A 17,754-nucleotide genomic window follows, 5' to 3' on the forward strand; every position below is an offset into this window, starting at 1 on the left:
CGCCATGTTGAGTATTGCGCAATTGCTGGTGCCGGTCAGCGTACAGGAAGCCTGCGGTGTTGATTTGTCCTTCAGCGCCGAAGTGGACGACATCGTGCAGGCGCGGGCGCACGATGACCCGTCGCTGGCGCAGGGGGAGTGGGTGGCGGCGCTGAAGGAGGCGGACTGGGACTTCGTCGCGGCGCGCTGCGCTGAACTGATTGAATCGCGCAGCAAGGATTTGCGGCTGGCCGTGTGGCTGGCCGAGGCGCATGCCCGGTTGCGCGGTTTCCGGGGGCTGGGCGATGGCTTTGCCCTGCTGGCCGGCCTGTGCGAACGGTATTGGGATGGCATGTTCCCGCTGCCGGATGAGGACGACGGCCACGGGCGGCGCTGCGGCAATCTCGCCTGGCTGCTGGAGGGCACCCGGCAACTGGTGCGCAATATGCCGGTCAGCGAAGACGGCACGGTGGCGATGGCCGATTTTGACATGGCGCGCCAGCGCATGAACAGCGCCGCGCAGGGGAGTGCCGATCCGTGGGGCGCGCAGGGGAGCCAGGACGCGGCGGTGGGGCCGGGACTCGCGGAACTCGATGCGGTGCGGCGGCGCAACTCGGCGCTGTTCAATCAGCGCTTGCTGGATGATGCGCGCTATTGCCTGGCTTCGCTGGCGCAGTTGCAAACGGTGGCCGATGCGAAACTGGGCGCGGACGGCCCCGGCTTCGGCGCCGCCCGCGATGCGCTGTTGGATGCGATTGATTTCATTGAGCCCTTGACGCCGGGCGGTATGGTGGACGCAGCGGCAGGCGGCGGGGCGCCGGTGGCAAACAAGGAAACAGCAACAGCGCCGCGCGGCGTGCAAGGCCGTCACCAGGCGCTGGCGCAATTGCGCGACGTGGCCGAATTCTTCCGCCGCACCGAGCCGCACAGTCCGGTCGCTTACCTGGCTGACAAGGCGGCGTACTGGGGAGAAATGCCGTTGCACGTCTGGCTGCGCAGCGTGCTGAAAGACCCGGGGGCGCTGGCGCATCTCGAAGAAATGCTGGGAACGGTGACGCAACAAGACTAACGGACTGTTGCGCACAGTTAACAGTTGCGTGGCAGCGCGGATCGGCTCAGACTTGCTGAAAGAAAAAGCAGGGGGGCCGCCATGAAGAACCTCAAGATCGGCATGCGTCTGGGCATTGCCTTTGCCGTGGTGCTGTTGTTGCTGGCGCTGCTCACCGCGATCGGCATTGCTCGCATGCAATCGGCCAGTGAAAAAACCAATATCCTGGTGTCGGACCATGTGCGCATCGAGCGCATGATTGCCGAATGGCAAAAGGTGGTCGAAGTCAACGCCGCCCGTACCTCGGCTGCCTGGAAAGTGCAGGACAATGCCGATCAGAAATACTTTGAAAAAATGATGACCGCATCATCCGCCCGCGCCACGGAAATCCAGGATGCCATGGCGGCGCTGTTGCCGGATCCGCAGGGCAAAGCCCTGTATGACGCCATCCTGGCCAGCCGCAAAGCCTATGTGGAGGCGCGCAAGGCGGTCTTCAAAGCCAAGGCGGACGGGGACATGGAGTTGGGCAAGCGCCTGTTTGAATCGGATATGGAAGGCAAGCGCATCGTCTACCTGGCGGCGCTGCAAAAACTGTCCGACGAACAGAAAAGGCGGCTCGATGCGATGGCGGACGAGATCCAGCGCAGTTATCAAAGCGGGCGCAACATGCTGCTGTTGCTGGGCTTTGCCGCCGTGGCGCTGGGCGTGGGCTTCGCGTGGTATATCACGCGCACCATCACGCAGCCGATCAGCGACGCGGTGCGGGTGGCGGAATCGGTCTCATCGGGCGACCTGACCAGCGATATCGTGGTGCGGACGCGCGATGAGGCGGGCCAGTTGATGCACGCGCTGAAAAGCATGAACAGCAACCTGGTGGACATCGTGGGCCAGGTGCGCGGCGGCGCCGACAGCATGGCGGACGCCACCCAGGAAATCGCGGCCGGCAACCTGGATTTGTCAAACCGCACGGAACGGCAGGCCAGTTCGCTGCAGGAAACCGCGTCATCGATGGAACATTTGACGTCGATCGTGCGCACCAATGCCGACAACGCGCGCCAGGCCAGCGCGCTGGCCGATGCGGCATCGCACACCGCCAGCAAGGGCGGGGCGGTGGTGGCGGACATGGTGCAAACCATGGAAGCGATCAATGCGTCGTCGCGCCGCATCGTCGACATCATTGCCGTGATTGACGGGATCGCGTTCCAGACCAATATCCTGGCGCTCAATGCGGCGGTGGAAGCGGCGCGCGCGGGTGAACAGGGCCGGGGCTTTGCGGTGGTCGCCTCCGAAGTGCGGGGGCTGGCGCAGCGCTCGGCCGGCGCGGCCAGGGAAATCAAGGAATTGATTGCCGATTCGGTGGACAAGGTCGCGGCGGGCGCGCAACTGACCAGCAAGGCCGGCGGCACCATGGATGACATCGTGGCGGCCATCGCGCGGGTGACGGCCATCATGACGGAAATCGCCGACGCCAGCGAGGCGCAGCGGTCCGGGATGGAACAGGTCAACAGCGCCATCACGCACATGGACCAGACCACGCAGCAAAATGCCGCGCTGGTCGAGCAGGCCGCCTCCGCGGCGGCGGCCATCCAGGAACAGTCGGAGCAGCTGGCGCAGTCGGTGGCCGTGTTCAAGCTGACGGCGCAGCAAATTGCGGCGATGCGTGCCACCATGCGCGCTGGCAGCCATGCCGGCAAAGCAACGGAGCGGCACGGCGCCGGCCGGCTGGCGCCGCCGCGTACGGCCATCGCTTAGGCGGCCGTGCGGGCCTGGACGCCGCGCTTTGCCATCGCATGGCGGCCCGTGGCCGCCCGTGCCGGTTCATCGCGGCGCATGCTGGCCGCAGCCGGCGCCTGCCGTTACAATCGCGGCATGAAGCCTGACCTGTCTCCCGCCGGCGCGCGCCGCGCCATGTGCGCAGCCTGCCTGCGCCCGCAAGCCACCTGCATCTGCCACTGGGCGGCGCCGGTCGCCAGCCATACCGGTGTCTTGATCCTGCAGCATCCGATGGAAGTCCGCAACGCCAAGAACAGCGCGCGGCTGCTGCACCTGTGCCTGCCCGGCAGCGTTATCGCGGTGGGGGAAACGTTTGGCGAAGAGGGACTGGCGGCGCTGCTGGCGGGACCCCGCCGCCCGGTATTGCTGTACCCGGACACGCCCGGCGACGCCGCGCTGGGCATTGCACCGCCGCCGCCGTTTGATGCCGCATGGATGCGCTCGCCGCCGCAACTGCTGTTGGTGGCGCTGGACGCCACCTGGCGTAAAAGCCGCAAGATGCTTTACCTGAACCCGGCCCTGCAGCGCTTGCCCCGCCTGCCGCTGCGCGGCATGCCCGCGTCCCATTACCGCATCCGCAAAGCCCACGCGCCCGACCAGCTGTCGACATTGGAAGCGGTCGCGCATGCACTGGGACAGATTGAACACGACGAAGGGAAATACGCCCCGCTGATGTCCGCGTTCGATCGCTTTGTCGACCAGCAGGCCGGCTATGCTGCCGGTCCCGTGTCGGATTGACCGGATGATTAACTAATCAGCTTCAGCCCCGGCGGCAGCGCATCGCCCAGCATGCGTTTTTCCACCGCCTGGTCCAGCTCCACCACTTGCGCCACCATCGCGCTCCAGCTGGCGGGGGCGTGCGCGGAAGCCAGCTTGCGCAGCACCTGTTCGCGCAGGGCCGGTTCGATGTCGCGGGTGCGGTCGCCCGTCATGCGCGCCAGGTGGGCGGCGGCAAAGCCGGCCGGTTCCAGTTTTTTCCAGTCCAGCCCAAGGATTGCGGCCAGCCACGTGCCGACAGTGTCCACCGGCGCCACGTCATGCGCGCTGCCATGGAAGGGCTGCCGCGCCCCCACGCGCGACAATGCCCACAGGTAGCGGCCCTGCATGGCGTCGGCTTTCGGGTCCTTGCTGTCCACGCCAATCAGCTGGTCCAGCAGCCATTGGCCGATTTCCGCCTTGTAGGCGGAAGGAATGCGTTCCAGCGAGGCGCCCAGGCGCAACATGTCTTCTTCGCTGCCATTGACCAGTGTCACCGGGCGCTTGCCCCGTTCCTGCGCGTCGGCCTGCAAGTTGAACGCGAAATCATCGAGCAGCCGCAATTGCGCATCGACCGGCAGGCCGCCCGCCACGCGGCGCCACAGGGTCCACCATTCGGAACAGGCCTGGCTGTCTTTGTGGTGCTGCACGCCGGTGTCGAACAGCGCCCACAATTGCTCGATGCGCCAGCCATCGAGGGCGTCGCCAAAACCGGGGCGCAGGCAATAGCCGGCCAGGTTCAGCCACGCGCGTTCGTGTTCGGCGGAGCGGCGGCGCCCCTTGGCGCGCGCCAGCAACGCATCGAACAGGTGGCGCAGCACCGGCAGCGTCCAGCCTTCGCGGCTGCCCAGCAAGTGTTCGAGCTGGCGGCCCAGCTGGCGCACTTCCTTGCTGTCCACTTGTTGCGACTTCGCGCCAAAGATCCGTTCAATCGCGGCCAGCGCATCGCTGGCGCGCGGCGGCAGCACGGCTTCGTCAGTCTGGTCTTCGCCATCCTGCGAACCGCGTAGCTGGAATTCCAGTTGCCAGCGCTGCGGGGCGCCGGCGCCGTTGGCATCGGCCGCAACACAGTGGATTTCCAGGGTGCCGACCTCGGACAAGGTGGCGCCCAGCTGCACCGGAATTTCCTTGCGCGCCCGCGTATCGCCGCTGTCGCGCAGCACGGTGGCGATCGGCGGCAGCCGCACGCAATCGGCCGGGTCCAGTTCCACCAGGTCGCCCGCCTGCGTTGCTTGGCCTGGGCCGCTGCCGCCGGTGGTGGACACCAGGTGGAAGCGCACAGGGCGGCCCAGCCGCAAGGCAAAGGTACGGTCCGTCAGCCGCACTTCCGCGCCGGATTCAAACCCACGCGGCAGCAGGCACACGGCGCGGCTGCCCTGGTGCTTGCCGTCGTCCAGCAACAGGAAATACGAGCGCGCCGAACCGCCGCCAATGGTGGGCGCATGGCCTTGCTTGCCCAGTCCATAGGCGACGCCGCCGCGCGCCACGGCCACGTCCGGGTTGTCGTTGTGCAGCACGGTCAATGGCGCGCCGCGCCATCCGGCCAGCGCGGCTTCCAGCCGTTTGACCAGGGCGTCGGCGCGGAACACGCCGCCATTCATCAGCAGGGTATCGGGAACCGGCAGGGACGGGTCGTCGGCCGGCAGCCCCAGTGCTTCGCGCGCGGCCGCCGCATGCTGGGCCAGGAAGCCCGCCAGGTGGCGGGTAATGGCGGGGTCCGACGCATAGGGCAGGCCGAATTCCACGATGCCACCGCGCGCACGGGTGGCCGGTTCGGCGCCGGCATTGAGCGGGAAGAACCCGTCGACCACCAGTTGCTCGACTTCGGCCCGCTGCAACTCCACGGTGCGGGTGCCGCCGATCAGTTTCGAGCCGCTGCCCAGCAGGGTGACGGGCACACTGTCCGGCGCATCGGCCGCCAGCAATTGTTCCTTGGCGGCGCGGCAGCGTTCCACCAGTTGCGCCATGCGCGTGGCGGACAGGCGCTGGCCTTCCGCGCCGCCGCCTCCATTGAGGCGCTGCTCGGCCAGCCGCGCCAGCGCCAGGTCCATATTGTCGCCGCCGAGGATCAGGTGGTTGCCCACGCCGATCCGGGTCAGCACGGGGGCGGCCTCCCGGACGTCGACCCGGATCAGGCTGAAGTCCGTGGTGCCGCCGCCGACGTCGCACACCAACACCAGCTTTGACTGCGCCAAATCCTGCGCCAGCGTTTGCCGATGGCGGTACAGCCAGTCGTAAAACGCCGCCTGCGGCTCTTCCAGCAAGCGCAGCGACGGTAAACCCGCCAGCTTCGCCGCTTCCAGGGTCAGCGCGCGGGCGCCTTCATCGAACGAGGCGGGGATGGTCAGCACCACTTGCTGCTGATGCAGCGGGTGCTTGGGGAAGCGCGTATTCCATGCGGCCTTCAAGTGCGCCAGGTACGACGCGCTGGCCGCCACCGGCGACACCCTGGGCACGCCTTCCTCGGCGCCCCATGGCAGGATCGGCGCCATCCGGTCGACATTCGGGTGCGACAGCCAGCTTTTGGCGGACGCCACCAGCCGCCCCGGCACTTGCGCCCCCAGTTTGCGGGCCAGGCGGCCGACGCCCACTTGCGCCACGCCGGCCACATCGTCCTGCCGCCACGGCAATTGCAACTCACCCGCCGCCAGTTCACCCTCGGCCGCGTGGTAGCGCAGCGAAGGCAGCAGCGGCGCCGCGCCGATTTCGCCGGGCGCCGTCAACTGGTCGATATCGAACAAGCGGACTTCTTCCGCGCCCGGTTCAGCGTAGGCCAGCACCGTGTTGGTGGTGCCCAGGTCGATGGCGACGATGAATTGCTTCATGGCCTCTGCCGGTTATTCCGCCGAGGTGGCGCGGACGTCGAACTCGACTTTCCAGCGCTGGCCATTGTCATCGGCCACCGCCAGCAATTCCAGCGTACCGGCTTCGGTGGCCAGCGCGTGCAGTTTGACTTGCACCACGTCGCCCGCCTGGCGGCCTTCCGGCGACAGGGTCATCTGGATTTCATTGAGTTCCGTCAATTCATCCGGGGCCCAGAAGTCCAGCAATTCGCCAATCGCGTCCTGGCGGCGGGTCGACGATTCAAAGAAGCGGAAGTTGACGGGTTCGCCCACCACCAGGCCGAATTGCTGGCCCGGCAGTTCGATTTCGCCGCCTTCTTCCATGCCGAACGGCGCCACGCACAGGGCCTGGATCGGCGGTTCCATGCCGGGGATGGCCGGCATCGACGATTCCACCGCCACGTAGTACGAACGGGCCGTGCCGCCACGGATGCGGACCCCGGCGCCACGGCGCACGTAGCTGTAATACGCCGCGCCACGCGCCACGGCCAGGTCCAGGTCGGCGCCATCGAGCATGCGGGCCGGTTCCGATCCTTCCAGGTACAGCCAGTCGTTGATGGTGTCCATCACGCGCTGGGCCAGCAGGCCGGACTTGAACACGCCGCCGTTGAACAGGACGGCGGTCGGGTGCAGGAAGGTGGCCTCAAGCGGCTGGCGCCCGGCATAGCCTTCCAGCGCTTCGGTGGCGCCCAGCTGACGGCCCAGGAAGGCGGCCAGGTGTTTGGTGACGGCGGCATCCTGCGCGTATGGCAAGCCCAGTTGCGTCAGGCCGGCGCGGGTCCGCACGGCGGGACGGCTGGACGCTTCGGCTTTCGGGAAGAAGCCTTCGACGATGAAGTTCACCACTTCATCGCGCGTCAGTTCGGTGCGGATCGACCCGCCAATGAGTTTCGAGCCACGGCTTGGCACCACGATCGGCCAGGTCTGGACCGAGGCGTCGGCCAGCAGCGCTTCCTTGCCGCCGCGGCAGCCATAGGTCAGCGCGCGCAATTGCCAGGCGTCGAGCTGGGTGCCATTGGCGGCCAGCTTGCGCGCCACCATGTGCGCCAGCGCCAGGTCCATGTTGTCGCCGCCCAGCAAGATGTGGTCGCCCACGGCCACGCGGTGCGGTTCCATCACGCCGTCGCGCTCCAGGATGGCGATCAGCGAAAAGTCGCTGGTGCCGCCGCCCACGTCCACCACCAGGATGATGTCGCCCGGCTTGACGGCCTTGCGCCATTTGCCTTCGCTGCCCTGGATCCAGCTGTACAGCGCGGCCTGCGGCTCTTCCAGCAGGGTCAGGCCTTCATAGCCCGCCGCGCGGGCCGCGTCCGCCGTCAGTTCACGGGCGGCCGGGTCGAACGACGCGGGGATCGTCACGGTCACGGCCTGCTGCGCGAAGGGCGCGTCCGGGTGCGCCGCGTCCCACGCCTGGCGCAGGTGCGCCAGGTAGCGGGTCGACGCTTCCAGCGGCGATACGCGGCTGATTTCTTCCGGTGCATCGTTCGGCAAGATGGCCGCGCGGCGGTCCACGCCGGGGTGGCACAGCCAGCTCTTGGCCGACGACACCAGGCGGATCGGCGTGGTGGCGCCACGGCTGCGGGCCATTTCACCGGCCACGGGGCCGTCGCCCGACGCTTGCCATGGCAGTGCCAGTTCGCCGGCCGCCATTTCATCGGGGTGCGGCAGGTACAGGAACGAGGGCAGCAGCGGCAAATCTTCCACCGTGCCGGGCGCCGTCAACTGAGGAATGCCCAGCACGGTCTGCGCGGTTTTTTCACCATCGCTGGCGGCCAGGTCGACATACGACAGCGCCGAGTGCGTGGTACCCAGGTCGATACCGATTGCATACTTGGGATCGCTCACAGTTCCACCTCCGCCGGGGCCAGTACTTTCGCATCATGGGCTTCCGCCAGTTTCGGCAGGCGCACCGAGGTGGCGCGCCAGCCGCGGTGCGACAGGCTGCCCTTGAACGGCGCCTGGCCGACCACGTTGCCGGTCAGGCGGACGGACGCGGCGTCAAAGCCGGCTTCCAGGGTGACCCGGGCGCCCTCAAGCTCCGCGCGCACCGGTTCAATCGTGAAGTGTTCGCGCAAGACCTTGGCGCAGCCTTCGTGCACCACGCGGGCGGCGGCGCCGATGTCGGCGTCCGCGTAGCCGGTCAGGTTTTCCTGGGTGAAGTCGATCAGGCGGGCTTCGCGTTGCAGCAGGCTCAGCAACTGCAGCGCGGCGTCCGGCGTGGCTTCGCGCAAGATCACCGGGGCGGCGGTCGGGGCCGGGGTTGGGGCGGCCGTTGGCGCGGCGGTAGGCGCTTGGGTCGGCGCAGCAACCGGCTCATCCAGGCGCTGGATGCGGGCCGCATATTCGGCATTGCCGAGGGTGCGGAAAAATGCGCTGATCGCGAGCGCAATGCGCGTGCCGAAAGACGGCAGCTGGGTCGTATTATTCATCGTTGTCTCTGGTTTGGCCGGCGGGCCGCTGCCTGATACGGCTGAGGAGGGCGCTACACCGGCGGTTGGAAGCCTGGGGCTGGCGCTTGTGCAGCGCCGCAATTCATTCGCATGATACCAGCTGGCGCGGGAATGCTGAAATTCCGGCAACGGGGAGATGGGGATTTAGTGTGATTTTGCCAATGCATTGCCGGGCGGCAGTGACACGGAAGTGTTGGGCTGGCATCTCAAGGTGCCAGCCCAGCGCCTCTAATTCAGGGCCGTGGCAGATCAACCATCTCGGGTGCTGTGCCACCCAGGGATGCAAGCCGTTTCGCTGCTTGTACCCTGATAAACGTCTTGAGAGCTTCCCTGAACAGATCCGCCTTATCCATTGCAGGATCAGCAACGTCCAGGGCTTGCTCGTACAACTCATCATCAATGATCACAGTGGTTCTCATAGCGGTGTCCGGTCATCAATACTGATCCCATTATGGCATCCAGCAATCCTGGCGACCGCCACTGCCACAACAACCTGCCGTCGTCAAAACCGCGCGAAATTGGATTCGTCCGGTTCCGCATCGGCTTCCGGGTCCAGCTTGCGCGTCTCGGCCCGTTTGCGGATCGGCGCCCGTGGGGCGATGCCTTTGCGCGGCGCGGTAAAGCCGACTTCCCTTGCCTGGCTGGCAATCTTGAAGAAGCTCATGGTCTGCTGCAACTGTTCCGCCTGGCCGCTCATTTCCTCGGCGGTGGCGGCCAGTTCTTCCGAGCTGGCGGCATTTTGCTGGGTGGTCTGGGACAATTGCTGCACCGCCGAATTGATTTGCGCGACGCCCGATGACTGTTCTTCCGACGCCGCCGAGATTTCCTGCACCAGGTCCGAGGTGCGCTTGATGTTCGGCACCATCTGGCCCAGCAACTGGCCGGCGCGTTCCGCCAGTTGCACGCTGCCGGACGCCACTTCGGAAATCTCTTGCGCCGCCACTTGCGACCGTTCCGCCAGCTTGCGCACCTCGGCCGCCACCACGGCAAACCCCTTGCCATGCTCGCCGGCGCGGGCCGCCTCGATCGCCGCGTTCAAGGCCAGTAAATTGGTTTGATACGCGATGTCATCGATGATGCCGATCTTGGTGGCGATCTGCTTCATGGCCGATACCGTCGCATTGACGGCGTCGCCGCCTTCCATGGCTTCCTGCGACGCGCGGGCCGCCATGCCATCGGTGGCTTTGGCGTTGTCCGTGTTTTGCGAAATCGACGCCGTCATCTGTTCCAGCGAGGCGCTGGTTTCTTCGACGCTGGCGGCCTGTTCGCTGGCCGATTGCGACAGCGATTGCGCGGTGGCCGACACTTCTTCCGACGCGCTGGCCAGCGACTGGGCGCCATTGTTTACTTCCGTCACCACCTTCAGCAGCCGGGCCACGGTATTGTTGGCGTACGATTTCAATTCGCCAAAACTGCCTTCGTATTGTTTGTCGATGGTCTGGTTCAAATCCCCTTCGGCCAGCGCGCCCATTACGCGCACCACGTCGTCGATCGAGGCGCCGGTGGTCACCATCAGGCGGTTCAAGCCATCTCCCAGGTCTTTCTGGAAACCCAGCATGCCGGCCAGGTCGATGCGGGCCTGGAAGTCGCCACGGTTGGCGGCATCCACCACATCCTTCTGGCCGTCAATCACCAGGTTCAGCTTGGCGACGGTATTGTTGGCATAGCGTTTTAATTCATCGAAGGCGCCTTCATAGTCCTTGGTGATGGTCTTCGACAAATCGCCTTGCGACAGCGCCCCCATGACCCGCACCACGTCCGCCACGCTGGCGCCGGTGGTGGCCATCAACTGGTTCATGCCGTCGGCCAGCTCCTTCTGGAAACCTTGCAAGCCGCCCAGTTCGACCCGCGTATTGAAATTGCCCCGGTTGGCCGCTTCAATGGCATTTTTCTGGCCGCTGATCACCTGGTTCAACTTGCCCACGGTATTGTTGGCATAGCGCTTCAATTCGTCGAAGGCGCCCTGGTATTCCTTGGTAATGGTTTTCGACAAGTCGCCTTCGGACAGCGCGCCCATCACGCGCACCACGTCCGACAGGCTGGCCCCGGTGGTGGCCATCAACTGGTTCAAGCCTTCCGCCAATTCCTTCTGGAATCCATGCAAGCCGTTCAAGTCCACGCGGGCATTGAAGTCGCCCCGGTTGGCCGCTTCGATCGCCTGTTTTTGCCCGCCGATCACCTGGTTCAGCTTGGCCACCATATTGCGCATGGCATTGAGCAACTGGCCGGTCTCGTCTTTGGCACTGCTGTCGATATGGATCGACAAGTCACCCGCTTCCAGTCTCTCCGCCACTTGCACGGCGGTTTTCAGCGGCCGCACGATGCCCATCGTGATCAGATAGGCCACCAGCATGGCCAGCAGCACGGCGCCGGCCGCCAGCCCAAGCACGGTGGTGCGCGTGGATTCGTAACTGCTCGCGACCTCGTCGCCCGACTTGTCCATCTGTTCCGCCTGGTAAGACGCGAACGCTTCCAGCGCGTGCCAGAACGCTTCATTGGTGGGGGCGAAGTCGTTTTTCAGGTATTCCGTGGCGATCTTGCGGTCGGAGCGGGACAGCGTATAAAACTGCTCATATTTGGGTTCCAGCACCGCGCGCTTGTCCTGGATCTCCTTGAGCATGGCCTTGCCCTTGTCCGACACCACCACCTTTTGCAGCTTGTTCAAGTCTTCCACGATTTCACTGCGGTTGGTGTCGGCACTGCGGCGGAACCGTTCACTCTCCGCATCGTTGGAGGCCAGCAGGATGTTACGCAACTGCCGTCCATTGTCCATCGCGTTTTTCAACGCATCTTCCAGCAGCAGGAATTTCGCATAGCGGTCTTCCAGGATCAGCCGCGTCAATTCGTTGCTGGCGGCAAGGCGCGAAATACTGATCGACGACACCAGCAACAGCAGCAGGACAACACAACCGAAACCCAGGCCCAGGCGGGCGGAAATCTTGAGATTCTTGAGCATGGAAGTTCCTTGCAAAAGGTTATACAGCGGTTGATATTCCTCAATATAGCCAAGGCATTATGCGCTCCGTTCCAATGTGAGAATCTATCGAAAATTCACCTTTCATGGCGCTTGCTTCCGCGTGGAACGCGGCATAGAATACTGGTTATATATACAGTATTTCGAGGTTGTCGTGGACGAATGGGAAAATGTGGCGCCGGCTTATCCGCTCCGCCCCCTGCAGGCGCAGAAGGGGCGGGGCGCGGTCAGTAATGTGCAGGGGCGTCATGAGGTGCATGGACGCGAACAGTTCGACGATGGCTGGGATCACGGCGACGACGACGAACCGCGCATGTTCAGGACCCACATCACGGACGAAACAGCGAAATCCATCCTGACCCGCAACAGTTCGCCGGACATTCCGTTCAATGTGTCGCTGAACCCGTACCGGGGTTGCGAACACGGCTGCATTTACTGCTTTGCCCGGCCCTCGCACAGTTACCTCGGCTTGTCGCCGGGGCTCGATTTTGAAACCCGCATCGTGGCCAAGGTCAACGCGGCCGACTTGCTGCGCCAGGAATTGGCCAAGCCCTCGTATGTGCCGGAAGCCATCGCGCTCGGTGTCAATACCGATGCCTACCAGCCGTGCGAGCGCAGCCTGAAGATCACGCGTGGCGTGCTGGAAGTGCTGCATGAATGCGAGCACCCGGTGGGGTTGATCACCAAGTCATCGCTGATCGAGCGCGATATCGATTTGCTGTCGGACATGGCTTCGAAACGGCTGGTGTCGGCCGCCATCACCATCACTACCCTCGACAGCGACATTGCGCGCACCCTGGAGCCGCGAGCGGCGGCGCCCGCGCGGCGCCTGCGCACGATCCGCACCTTGACCGACGCGGGCATTCCCGTCGGCGTCAGCATCGCACCGATCATTCCATTCGTGACCGAACCCGATATCGAGCGCGTCATCGAAGCGGCGTGTGAGGCGGGGGCGTTGCATGTGAATTACATCGTGCTGCGCTTGCCGTGGGAAGTGAGTCCGCTGTTCCAGCAATGGCTGGAAGCGCATTTCCCCGACCGGGCGCAGCGCGTGATGAACCGCATCCGCGATTTGCGGGGCGGCAAGGAGTACCAGGCGGAATTCGGCACCCGCATGCGCGGCGAGGGCGTGTGGGCGGATCTCATAAAACAGCGGGTGGAGAAAACCGTGCGCAAGCTGGGACTGGAAAAACGCATGATCCGGTTCAGGCAGCTCGATGCCGGGCGGTTCCGACGGCCGCTGTCGGTGCCGGCGGTGATGAAGCGGGGCGGCGGCCAGCTGGACTTGTTTTAATCGGGCGCGCCGCGGCTGGCCATCAACTCCAGCAAATACTGTTCGATCGCGAACACGTGCGCATCGTCGCGCCCCAGTTCGCGCAGCGCGACCGCCAGCTGGGTCAGGTAATCGCTGTTGGGGCCACTGGGACCGATGGAAGCGGCAATTTGCCGTGCGATGGCTTCTTCGCTGGCCGGGCCGAGAAAGGAACCGTTATCTTCGCGGGCGATATACACCACGCCTTCAGCCATGTCGCCGGAACCGTCTTCGAACGTGATGTCGGTCACGCGGCGCAGGTAACCGTTTTTTTCACGGTAATCGAGGTGGGAAAAAACGTCCGGCGACACCAGGTACGCCATGCCGTGGCACACGGCGCCGGCGTCGGGAATCAGGGTCACCACCCGGCCGGGCGCCGTGGGCGTACCACGGTGGTCATGCGACCCTTGCCAAAAGCGGCGCGACCAGCCCATGATGCTGGCGGCGCGCCGCTGCATGAAGGGAAAATCGGCTTTGTAGATCAGGGAACCGTAACCGAACACCCAGACACTGTGGTGGCCATCAAAATGGTCCATTTGCTGGTTGAGGGCGATGGTATTGGAAGACATGGGGGCAACAGGAACGGCACAAAACCCTATTGTAACGGGGTTGCCGGCCCGGGTGGGGTCACGCCGCCAGCAGCGCGGCCTGCTGCAACGCCGCCTCGATGGCCTGTTCGCGCGCGGCCGAGCCCTGCGCCAGGCCGTCCGCTTCCAGCACGCGCACGTCGGTGATGCCGACCATGGCAAACACGGCCTTCAGGTAACCGGTATGGTAGTCACTCATGCCGGCCAGGGTCGGCCCGCCCCGGGTGGACGCGACGATCGCCCGCTTGGCCGCCGCCAGGCCGGTGGTGCGGCCGTTGGGCGCCACGGTATACGTCCGGCCTTCCAACACGATACGGTCCAGCCAGGCTTTGAGCGTGGATGGTATCGACAGGGTCAGCACGGGGGCGCCCAGCACGATGATGTCGGCCACCATGAATTCCGCCAGCAACAGTTCCGTCAGCATCACGTCGCCCTGCAATGCTTCATTGAGGGGAATGGCGCTGTTCCACTGGCCCCGCAGTACTTGCAGCAACGGGCCCGTCACATGCGGCAAATGGCTGGCGCCGAGGTCGCGGTACGCGACATTCGCATCCCAGTGCCGTACCCGCAGCGCATCGACTATTCCCGCGCTCAACAGGCGCGACGCGGAATTGTCGCCGAGGCAGGCCGAATCAATGTGCAGGATATTCATAGCTACCAGTTTGCAAGGTTGATCGGGCAGATTACACTGTTCGCGACACTTGAAAAAAGCCTAAAAATGGAAAGCAGAATTCCATTATTGGGACAATGATAACGGTTCCAGCATAGCAGGGCGGGCCCGGTTCCACTCGTGATCCACCATGAATTGCAACAAAAAAGCCACAAAACTTGCGGCGGCCGGGGACAGCGAACGCGTGCTCTTGGTGTACACAAAAAAGCGCCGCGTCAGTTCGGGTTCTTCCAGCAGGCGCATCTGCAAGCCATACAGTTTCGCCATCGGCGCGGCATACGGAATGCAGGCGGCCACGCCGAGGCCGGCGTTGACCATGGCCAGCGCGGTGGTCATGAATGTCACTTCATTGTAGGGATGCAGCGGCACGTCGCGCAGCAGGCGCTCCGTGAACTGGCCTTGCAGCGCAATCAGCGGGTAGCGTTCGACGTCGGCCCAGGTGACCTTGTCCTGGGCTTGTAGCGGGTGGGCAGAGGGAAAGACCAGCACGAACGGCATATCGAACAGCAACTGGGCCGCGATTTCCGCCGCCGGGTCGCGCTCCGGGCCGATGCCAAAATCGACTTCGCCGGAAAACACCCGGCCCGACACATTTTCGACCGGGCAATCGACCAGCTTGACCTGCACTTCCGGATGCGTGGCGCGGTAGGCGGCGATGGCTTCCGGCAGCAGAGTGCACGCCATCATTTGCGGCGCCGCCACCCGCACCAGCCCCTTCTTGAGGGCCTTGCGGCTGGCGATGTCGGCCATGGCGCCATCGAGGTCTTGCAGCATCTGGTCGAACAGCGGGTACAGTTCTCGCCCGACTTCGGACAGCTGGGCGCGCCGGGTATTGCGCTCGACCACCTTGACGCCCAGTACCTGCTCGAGTTCCTTGATTTGGCCGCTGAGCGCGGACTGGGTCACATGCAATTGTTCGGCGGCCAGGGTAAAACTGCCGGTGCGGGCGACGGCGACCAGCGCGCGCATTTGGCGTAAGGTGGGATTCATTAGAAAATCCGATAAATCGATTAAAAAATACTGTTTGTATGATATCTGAAACCACGGTTTAATGGCTGCATACCAAGGAGCCCCACCATGAAAATCAAGCAAATCCACCACGTGGCATACCGCTGCAAGGATGCCAAGGAAACCGTCGAGTGGTACGTCAAGCACCTGAACATGAACTTTGTGCTGGCCATTGCCGAAGATGAAGTGCCGTCGACCAAGGCGCCGGATCCGTACATGCACGTGTTCCTGGACGCCGGGCAGGGCAATATCCTGGCCTTCTTTGAATTGCCGACGCAGCCGGACATGGGCCGCGACACCAATACCCCGGCCTGGGTCCAGCACCTGGCGCTGGAAGTGGGCAGCATGGACGAATTGCTGGCCGCGAAAGAACGCCTGGTGGCGGGCGGCATCGACGTGCTCGGTCCCGTCAACCACACCATCTTCAAGTCGATTTACTTCTTCGATCCGAACGGCCACCGCCTGGAACTGGCGGCCAACACGGGCACGCCGGAAATGCTGCAAAAGCTCGACGACGTCAAATGGGACATGCTCAACGAGTGGGCCCAAACCAAGCGCGCCCCCAAGCACGCGGCCTGGATGCATGCCCCCGCCGAAGGCGCCGAATCAGGCGCCGTACAAGGCTCCGCCACAGATCACGCATAAGGAAACGCACAATGAAACTCGCCACCCTGAAAAACGGCCGCCGCGACGGCGCCCTCGTCATCGTCAGCCGCGACCTGTCGCGCTACGTGTCCGCCGCCGCCATTGCCCCGACCCTGCAGGCCGCGCTGGACAACTGGGATGCCGTGGCGCCGCAACTGGCCGCGCTGTATGAGCAACTGAACGCCGGCACGGCAGCGGATGCGCAGCCGTTCGACCAGGCCGCCGCGCATTCGCCGCTGCCGCGCGCCTACCAGTGGGCCGACGGTTCGGCCTACATCAATCACGTGGAACTGGTGCGCCGCGCCCGCAACGCGGAAGTGCCGGCCTCGTTCTACACCGACCCGCTGATGTACCAGGGCGGTTCCGACAGTTTCGTCGGCCCGCGCGACCAGATTTACGCGCTGACCGAAGACTGGGGCATCGACCTGGAAGCCGAAGTGGCGGTGGTGACCGGCGACGTGAAAATGGGCGCGACCCCGGACGAAGCGGCCGCCGCGATCCGCCTGGTCATGCTGGTCAACGACGTCTCGCTGCGCAACCTGATCCCGAATGAACTGGCCAAGGGCTTCGGCTTCTTCAATTCCAAGCCGGCCAGCGCGTTTTCGCCGGTCGCGGTCACGCCCGACGAACTGGGCGCGGCCTGGGCCGGCAACAAGCTGCACCTGCCATTGCTGGTGCAATTGAATGGCCAGCCGTTCGGCCAGCCCAATGCCGGCGAAGACATGACATTCAGCTTTGCCCAGCTGGTGGCGCATGCGGCGCAAACGCGCGAACTGGGCGCGGGCACCATCATTGGTTCCGGCACCGTGTCGAACAAGCAGGGCAGCCTGCACGGTTCGTCGATCGCCAATGGCGGTGTGGGCTACTGCTGCCTGGCCGAAGTGCGCATGTATGAAACCATTGAAAGCGGCAAGCCGCAAACCGGCTTCCTGAAGTTCGGCGATACGGTGCGGATTGAAATGAACGACGCGGCCGGCGCCTCCATCTTCGGCGCGATCGACCAGACCGTGGCGCATTACCGCGAGCGGGGCTGACATGAAACTGTATACGTACTTTCGCAGTTCGGCCGCCTACCGCGTCCGCATTGCGCTGGGCCTGAAGGGACTGCCGTATGAGGCGGTTCCCGTGCACCTGCTGAAAAACGGCGGCGAGCAGCTGGGCCAGCCGTACCGTGGCGTCAACCCTGCCGCCCTGGTGCCGGCCTTGCAGGATGGCGACACCACCATCACGCAATCGATGGCCATCATCGAGTACCTGGACGAAGTGCATCCGCAAGCGCCGCTGCTGCCGGCCGATGCGGCGGGCCGCGCCCGGGTGCGGGCGCTGGCGCAAACCATCGCGTGCGATACCCACCCGTTGTCGAACCTGCGCGTGCTGAAGTACCTGACCGGTACCCTGGCGATTTCGGAAGAAGCCAAGACGGAATGGATGCACCAGTGGATGAAGCTGGGGCTGGCGGCGTTTGAAGCGCTGCTGGCCGATGGCAAGGCGGGCCGCTACTGCCATGGCGATACGCCATCGCTGGCCGATTGCTGCCTGTTGCCGCAAGTGTTCAATGCGCAGCGCTTCGGTGTGGACTTGTCGCCGTATCCCGAGATTGCGCGGATCGCTGCCAATTGCGCCGAGTTGGCCGCATTCCAGGCGGCCCACCCGTCGCAGCAGGCGGACGCGGAGTAAAATGCGTAGGGCGGGTTTTACAAACCCGCCTG

Annotated in this window: 15 protein-coding genes and 1 pseudogene; 7 read left to right on the forward strand and 9 right to left on the reverse strand. The window is 64.7% G+C overall.

Annotated features, from left to right (window positions below):
* Positions 1-4 precede the first annotated feature (4 nt).
* The 3 genes from tssA (at position 5) to AC1RRC_RS20950 (ending at position 3,538) form a co-directional block, all read left to right on the forward strand.
* A complete protein-coding gene (gene tssA, locus AC1RRC_RS20940; protein ID WP_493057466.1) occupies positions 5-1,048 on the forward strand; it encodes a type VI secretion system protein TssA in 1,044 nt (347 codons plus the stop codon).
* Between the two features lie 81 nt (positions 1,049-1,129).
* Positions 1,130-2,779, forward strand: coding sequence for a methyl-accepting chemotaxis protein (locus AC1RRC_RS20945; protein WP_493057467.1), 1,650 nt, complete (start codon positions 1,130-1,132; stop codon positions 2,777-2,779).
* Between the two features lie 117 nt (positions 2,780-2,896).
* On the forward strand, positions 2,897-3,538 hold the full coding sequence (locus AC1RRC_RS20950) for a tRNA-uridine aminocarboxypropyltransferase (RefSeq protein ID WP_493057468.1): 642 nt from the start codon (positions 2,897-2,899) through the stop codon (positions 3,536-3,538).
* 8 nt (positions 3,539-3,546) lie between these two features.
* On the opposite strand, the gene AC1RRC_RS20955 is transcribed toward AC1RRC_RS20950, so the two are convergent.
* The 6 genes and pseudogenes from AC1RRC_RS20955 to AC1RRC_RS20980 form a co-directional block, all read right to left on the reverse strand.
* Positions 3,547-6,381 (reverse strand): Hsp70 family protein, encoded by a 2,835-nt coding sequence (locus tag AC1RRC_RS20955; RefSeq protein WP_493057469.1) that lies wholly within the window; start codon positions 6,379-6,381, stop codon positions 3,547-3,549.
* A gap of 12 nt (positions 6,382-6,393) precedes the next feature.
* Positions 6,394-8,244: an Hsp70 family protein gene (locus AC1RRC_RS20960; RefSeq protein ID WP_493057470.1), complete on the reverse strand. Its 1,851-nt coding sequence runs from the start codon at positions 8,242-8,244 to the stop codon at positions 6,394-6,396.
* The gene (locus AC1RRC_RS20965; RefSeq protein ID WP_493057471.1) at positions 8,241-8,828 is read right to left on the reverse strand and encodes a DUF2760 domain-containing protein; all 588 of its coding nucleotides are present in this window, start codon (positions 8,826-8,828) and stop codon (positions 8,241-8,243) included. Before AC1RRC_RS20965 ends, AC1RRC_RS20960 begins: the two co-directional genes overlap by 4 nt.
* A 254-nt stretch (positions 8,829-9,082) precedes the next feature.
* Complete coding sequence (locus AC1RRC_RS20970; RefSeq protein ID WP_493057472.1) at positions 9,083-9,268, reverse strand: type II toxin-antitoxin system VapB family antitoxin; 186 nt, start codon at positions 9,266-9,268, stop codon at positions 9,083-9,085.
* A gap of 83 nt (positions 9,269-9,351) precedes the next feature.
* The gene (locus AC1RRC_RS20975; RefSeq protein ID WP_493057687.1) at positions 9,352-10,773 is read right to left on the reverse strand and encodes a methyl-accepting chemotaxis protein; all 1,422 of its coding nucleotides are present in this window, start codon (positions 10,771-10,773) and stop codon (positions 9,352-9,354) included.
* Positions 10,771-11,805, reverse strand: a pseudogene (locus tag AC1RRC_RS20980) (MCP four helix bundle domain-containing protein); the annotation flags it as partial. The gene AC1RRC_RS20975 and the pseudogene AC1RRC_RS20980, both read right to left, overlap by 3 nt.
* A gap of 172 nt (positions 11,806-11,977) precedes the next feature.
* On the opposite strand from AC1RRC_RS20980, the gene AC1RRC_RS20985 reads away from it, so the two are divergent.
* Entirely contained in the window at positions 11,978-13,117 is a 1,140-nt protein-coding gene (locus tag AC1RRC_RS20985) for a PA0069 family radical SAM protein (RefSeq protein WP_493057473.1), read from the forward strand.
* Here AC1RRC_RS20985 and AC1RRC_RS20990 read toward each other — a convergent pair.
* The 3 genes from AC1RRC_RS20990 to AC1RRC_RS21000 all read right to left on the reverse strand — a co-directional run bounded on the left by AC1RRC_RS20990 (position 13,114) and on the right by AC1RRC_RS21000 (position 15,382).
* Positions 13,114-13,704 carry a gamma-glutamylcyclotransferase gene (locus AC1RRC_RS20990; protein WP_493057474.1) on the reverse strand — a complete coding sequence of 197 codons (591 nt, stop codon included), beginning with the start codon at positions 13,702-13,704 and terminating at the stop codon, positions 13,114-13,116. The two genes, AC1RRC_RS20985 and AC1RRC_RS20990, sit on opposite strands and share 4 nt — an antisense overlap.
* 58 nt (positions 13,705-13,762) lie before the next feature.
* Positions 13,763-14,374: an FMN-dependent NADH-azoreductase gene (locus tag AC1RRC_RS20995; protein WP_493057475.1), complete on the reverse strand. Its 612-nt coding sequence runs from the start codon at positions 14,372-14,374 to the stop codon at positions 13,763-13,765.
* Between the two features lie 84 nt (positions 14,375-14,458).
* Complete coding sequence (locus AC1RRC_RS21000; protein ID WP_493057476.1) at positions 14,459-15,382, reverse strand: LysR family transcriptional regulator; 924 nt, start codon at positions 15,380-15,382, stop codon at positions 14,459-14,461.
* Between the two features lie 87 nt (positions 15,383-15,469).
* Here AC1RRC_RS21000 and AC1RRC_RS21005 point away from each other — a divergent pair, with 87 nt between their 5' ends.
* From AC1RRC_RS21005 to maiA, 3 genes are read left to right on the forward strand one after another with little or no spacing between them, the layout of a single operon-like run.
* A complete protein-coding gene (locus AC1RRC_RS21005; protein WP_493057477.1) occupies positions 15,470-16,045 on the forward strand; it encodes a VOC family protein in 576 nt (191 codons plus the stop codon).
* An 11-nt stretch (positions 16,046-16,056) separates the two neighbouring features.
* A complete protein-coding gene (locus tag AC1RRC_RS21010) occupies positions 16,057-17,079 on the forward strand; it encodes a fumarylacetoacetate hydrolase family protein (protein ID WP_493057478.1) in 1,023 nt (340 codons plus the stop codon).
* Position 17,080: 1 nt separating this feature from the next.
* The gene (gene maiA / locus AC1RRC_RS21015) at positions 17,081-17,722 is read left to right on the forward strand and encodes a maleylacetoacetate isomerase (protein WP_493057479.1); all 642 of its coding nucleotides are present in this window, start codon (positions 17,081-17,083) and stop codon (positions 17,720-17,722) included.
* The last annotated feature ends 32 nt before the right edge of the window (positions 17,723-17,754 follow it).

The organism is Pseudoduganella sp. GW821-FHT12E03, assembly GCF_058807115.1.

Excerpts from the sequence above, each read along its gene's own strand:
- tssA (WP_493057466.1), top strand. The coding sequence starts at position 5 with ATGTTGAGTATTGCGCAATTGCTGGTGCCGGTCAGCGTACAGGAAGCC.
- AC1RRC_RS20945 (WP_493057467.1), top strand. The coding sequence starts at position 1,130 with ATGAAGAACCTCAAGATCGGCATGCGTCTGGGCATTGCCTTTGCCGTG.
- AC1RRC_RS20950 (WP_493057468.1), top strand. The coding sequence starts at position 2,897 with ATGAAGCCTGACCTGTCTCCCGCCGGCGCGCGCCGCGCCATGTGCGCA.
- AC1RRC_RS20955 (WP_493057469.1), bottom strand. The coding sequence starts at position 6,381 with ATGAAGCAATTCATCGTCGCCATCGACCTGGGCACCACCAACACGGTG.
- AC1RRC_RS20965 (WP_493057471.1), bottom strand. The coding sequence starts at position 8,828 with ATGAATAATACGACCCAGCTGCCGTCTTTCGGCACGCGCATTGCGCTC.
- AC1RRC_RS20970 (WP_493057472.1), bottom strand. The coding sequence starts at position 9,268 with ATGAGAACCACTGTGATCATTGATGATGAGTTGTACGAGCAAGCCCTG.
- AC1RRC_RS20990 (WP_493057474.1), bottom strand. The coding sequence starts at position 13,704 with ATGTCTTCCAATACCATCGCCCTCAACCAGCAAATGGACCATTTTGAT.
- AC1RRC_RS20995 (WP_493057475.1), bottom strand. The coding sequence starts at position 14,374 with ATGAATATCCTGCACATTGATTCGGCCTGCCTCGGCGACAATTCCGCG.
- AC1RRC_RS21000 (WP_493057476.1), bottom strand. The coding sequence starts at position 15,382 with ATGAATCCCACCTTACGCCAAATGCGCGCGCTGGTCGCCGTCGCCCGC.
- AC1RRC_RS21005 (WP_493057477.1), top strand. The coding sequence starts at position 15,470 with ATGAAAATCAAGCAAATCCACCACGTGGCATACCGCTGCAAGGATGCC.
- AC1RRC_RS21010 (WP_493057478.1), top strand. The coding sequence starts at position 16,057 with ATGAAACTCGCCACCCTGAAAAACGGCCGCCGCGACGGCGCCCTCGTC.
- maiA (WP_493057479.1), top strand. The coding sequence starts at position 17,081 with ATGAAACTGTATACGTACTTTCGCAGTTCGGCCGCCTACCGCGTCCGC.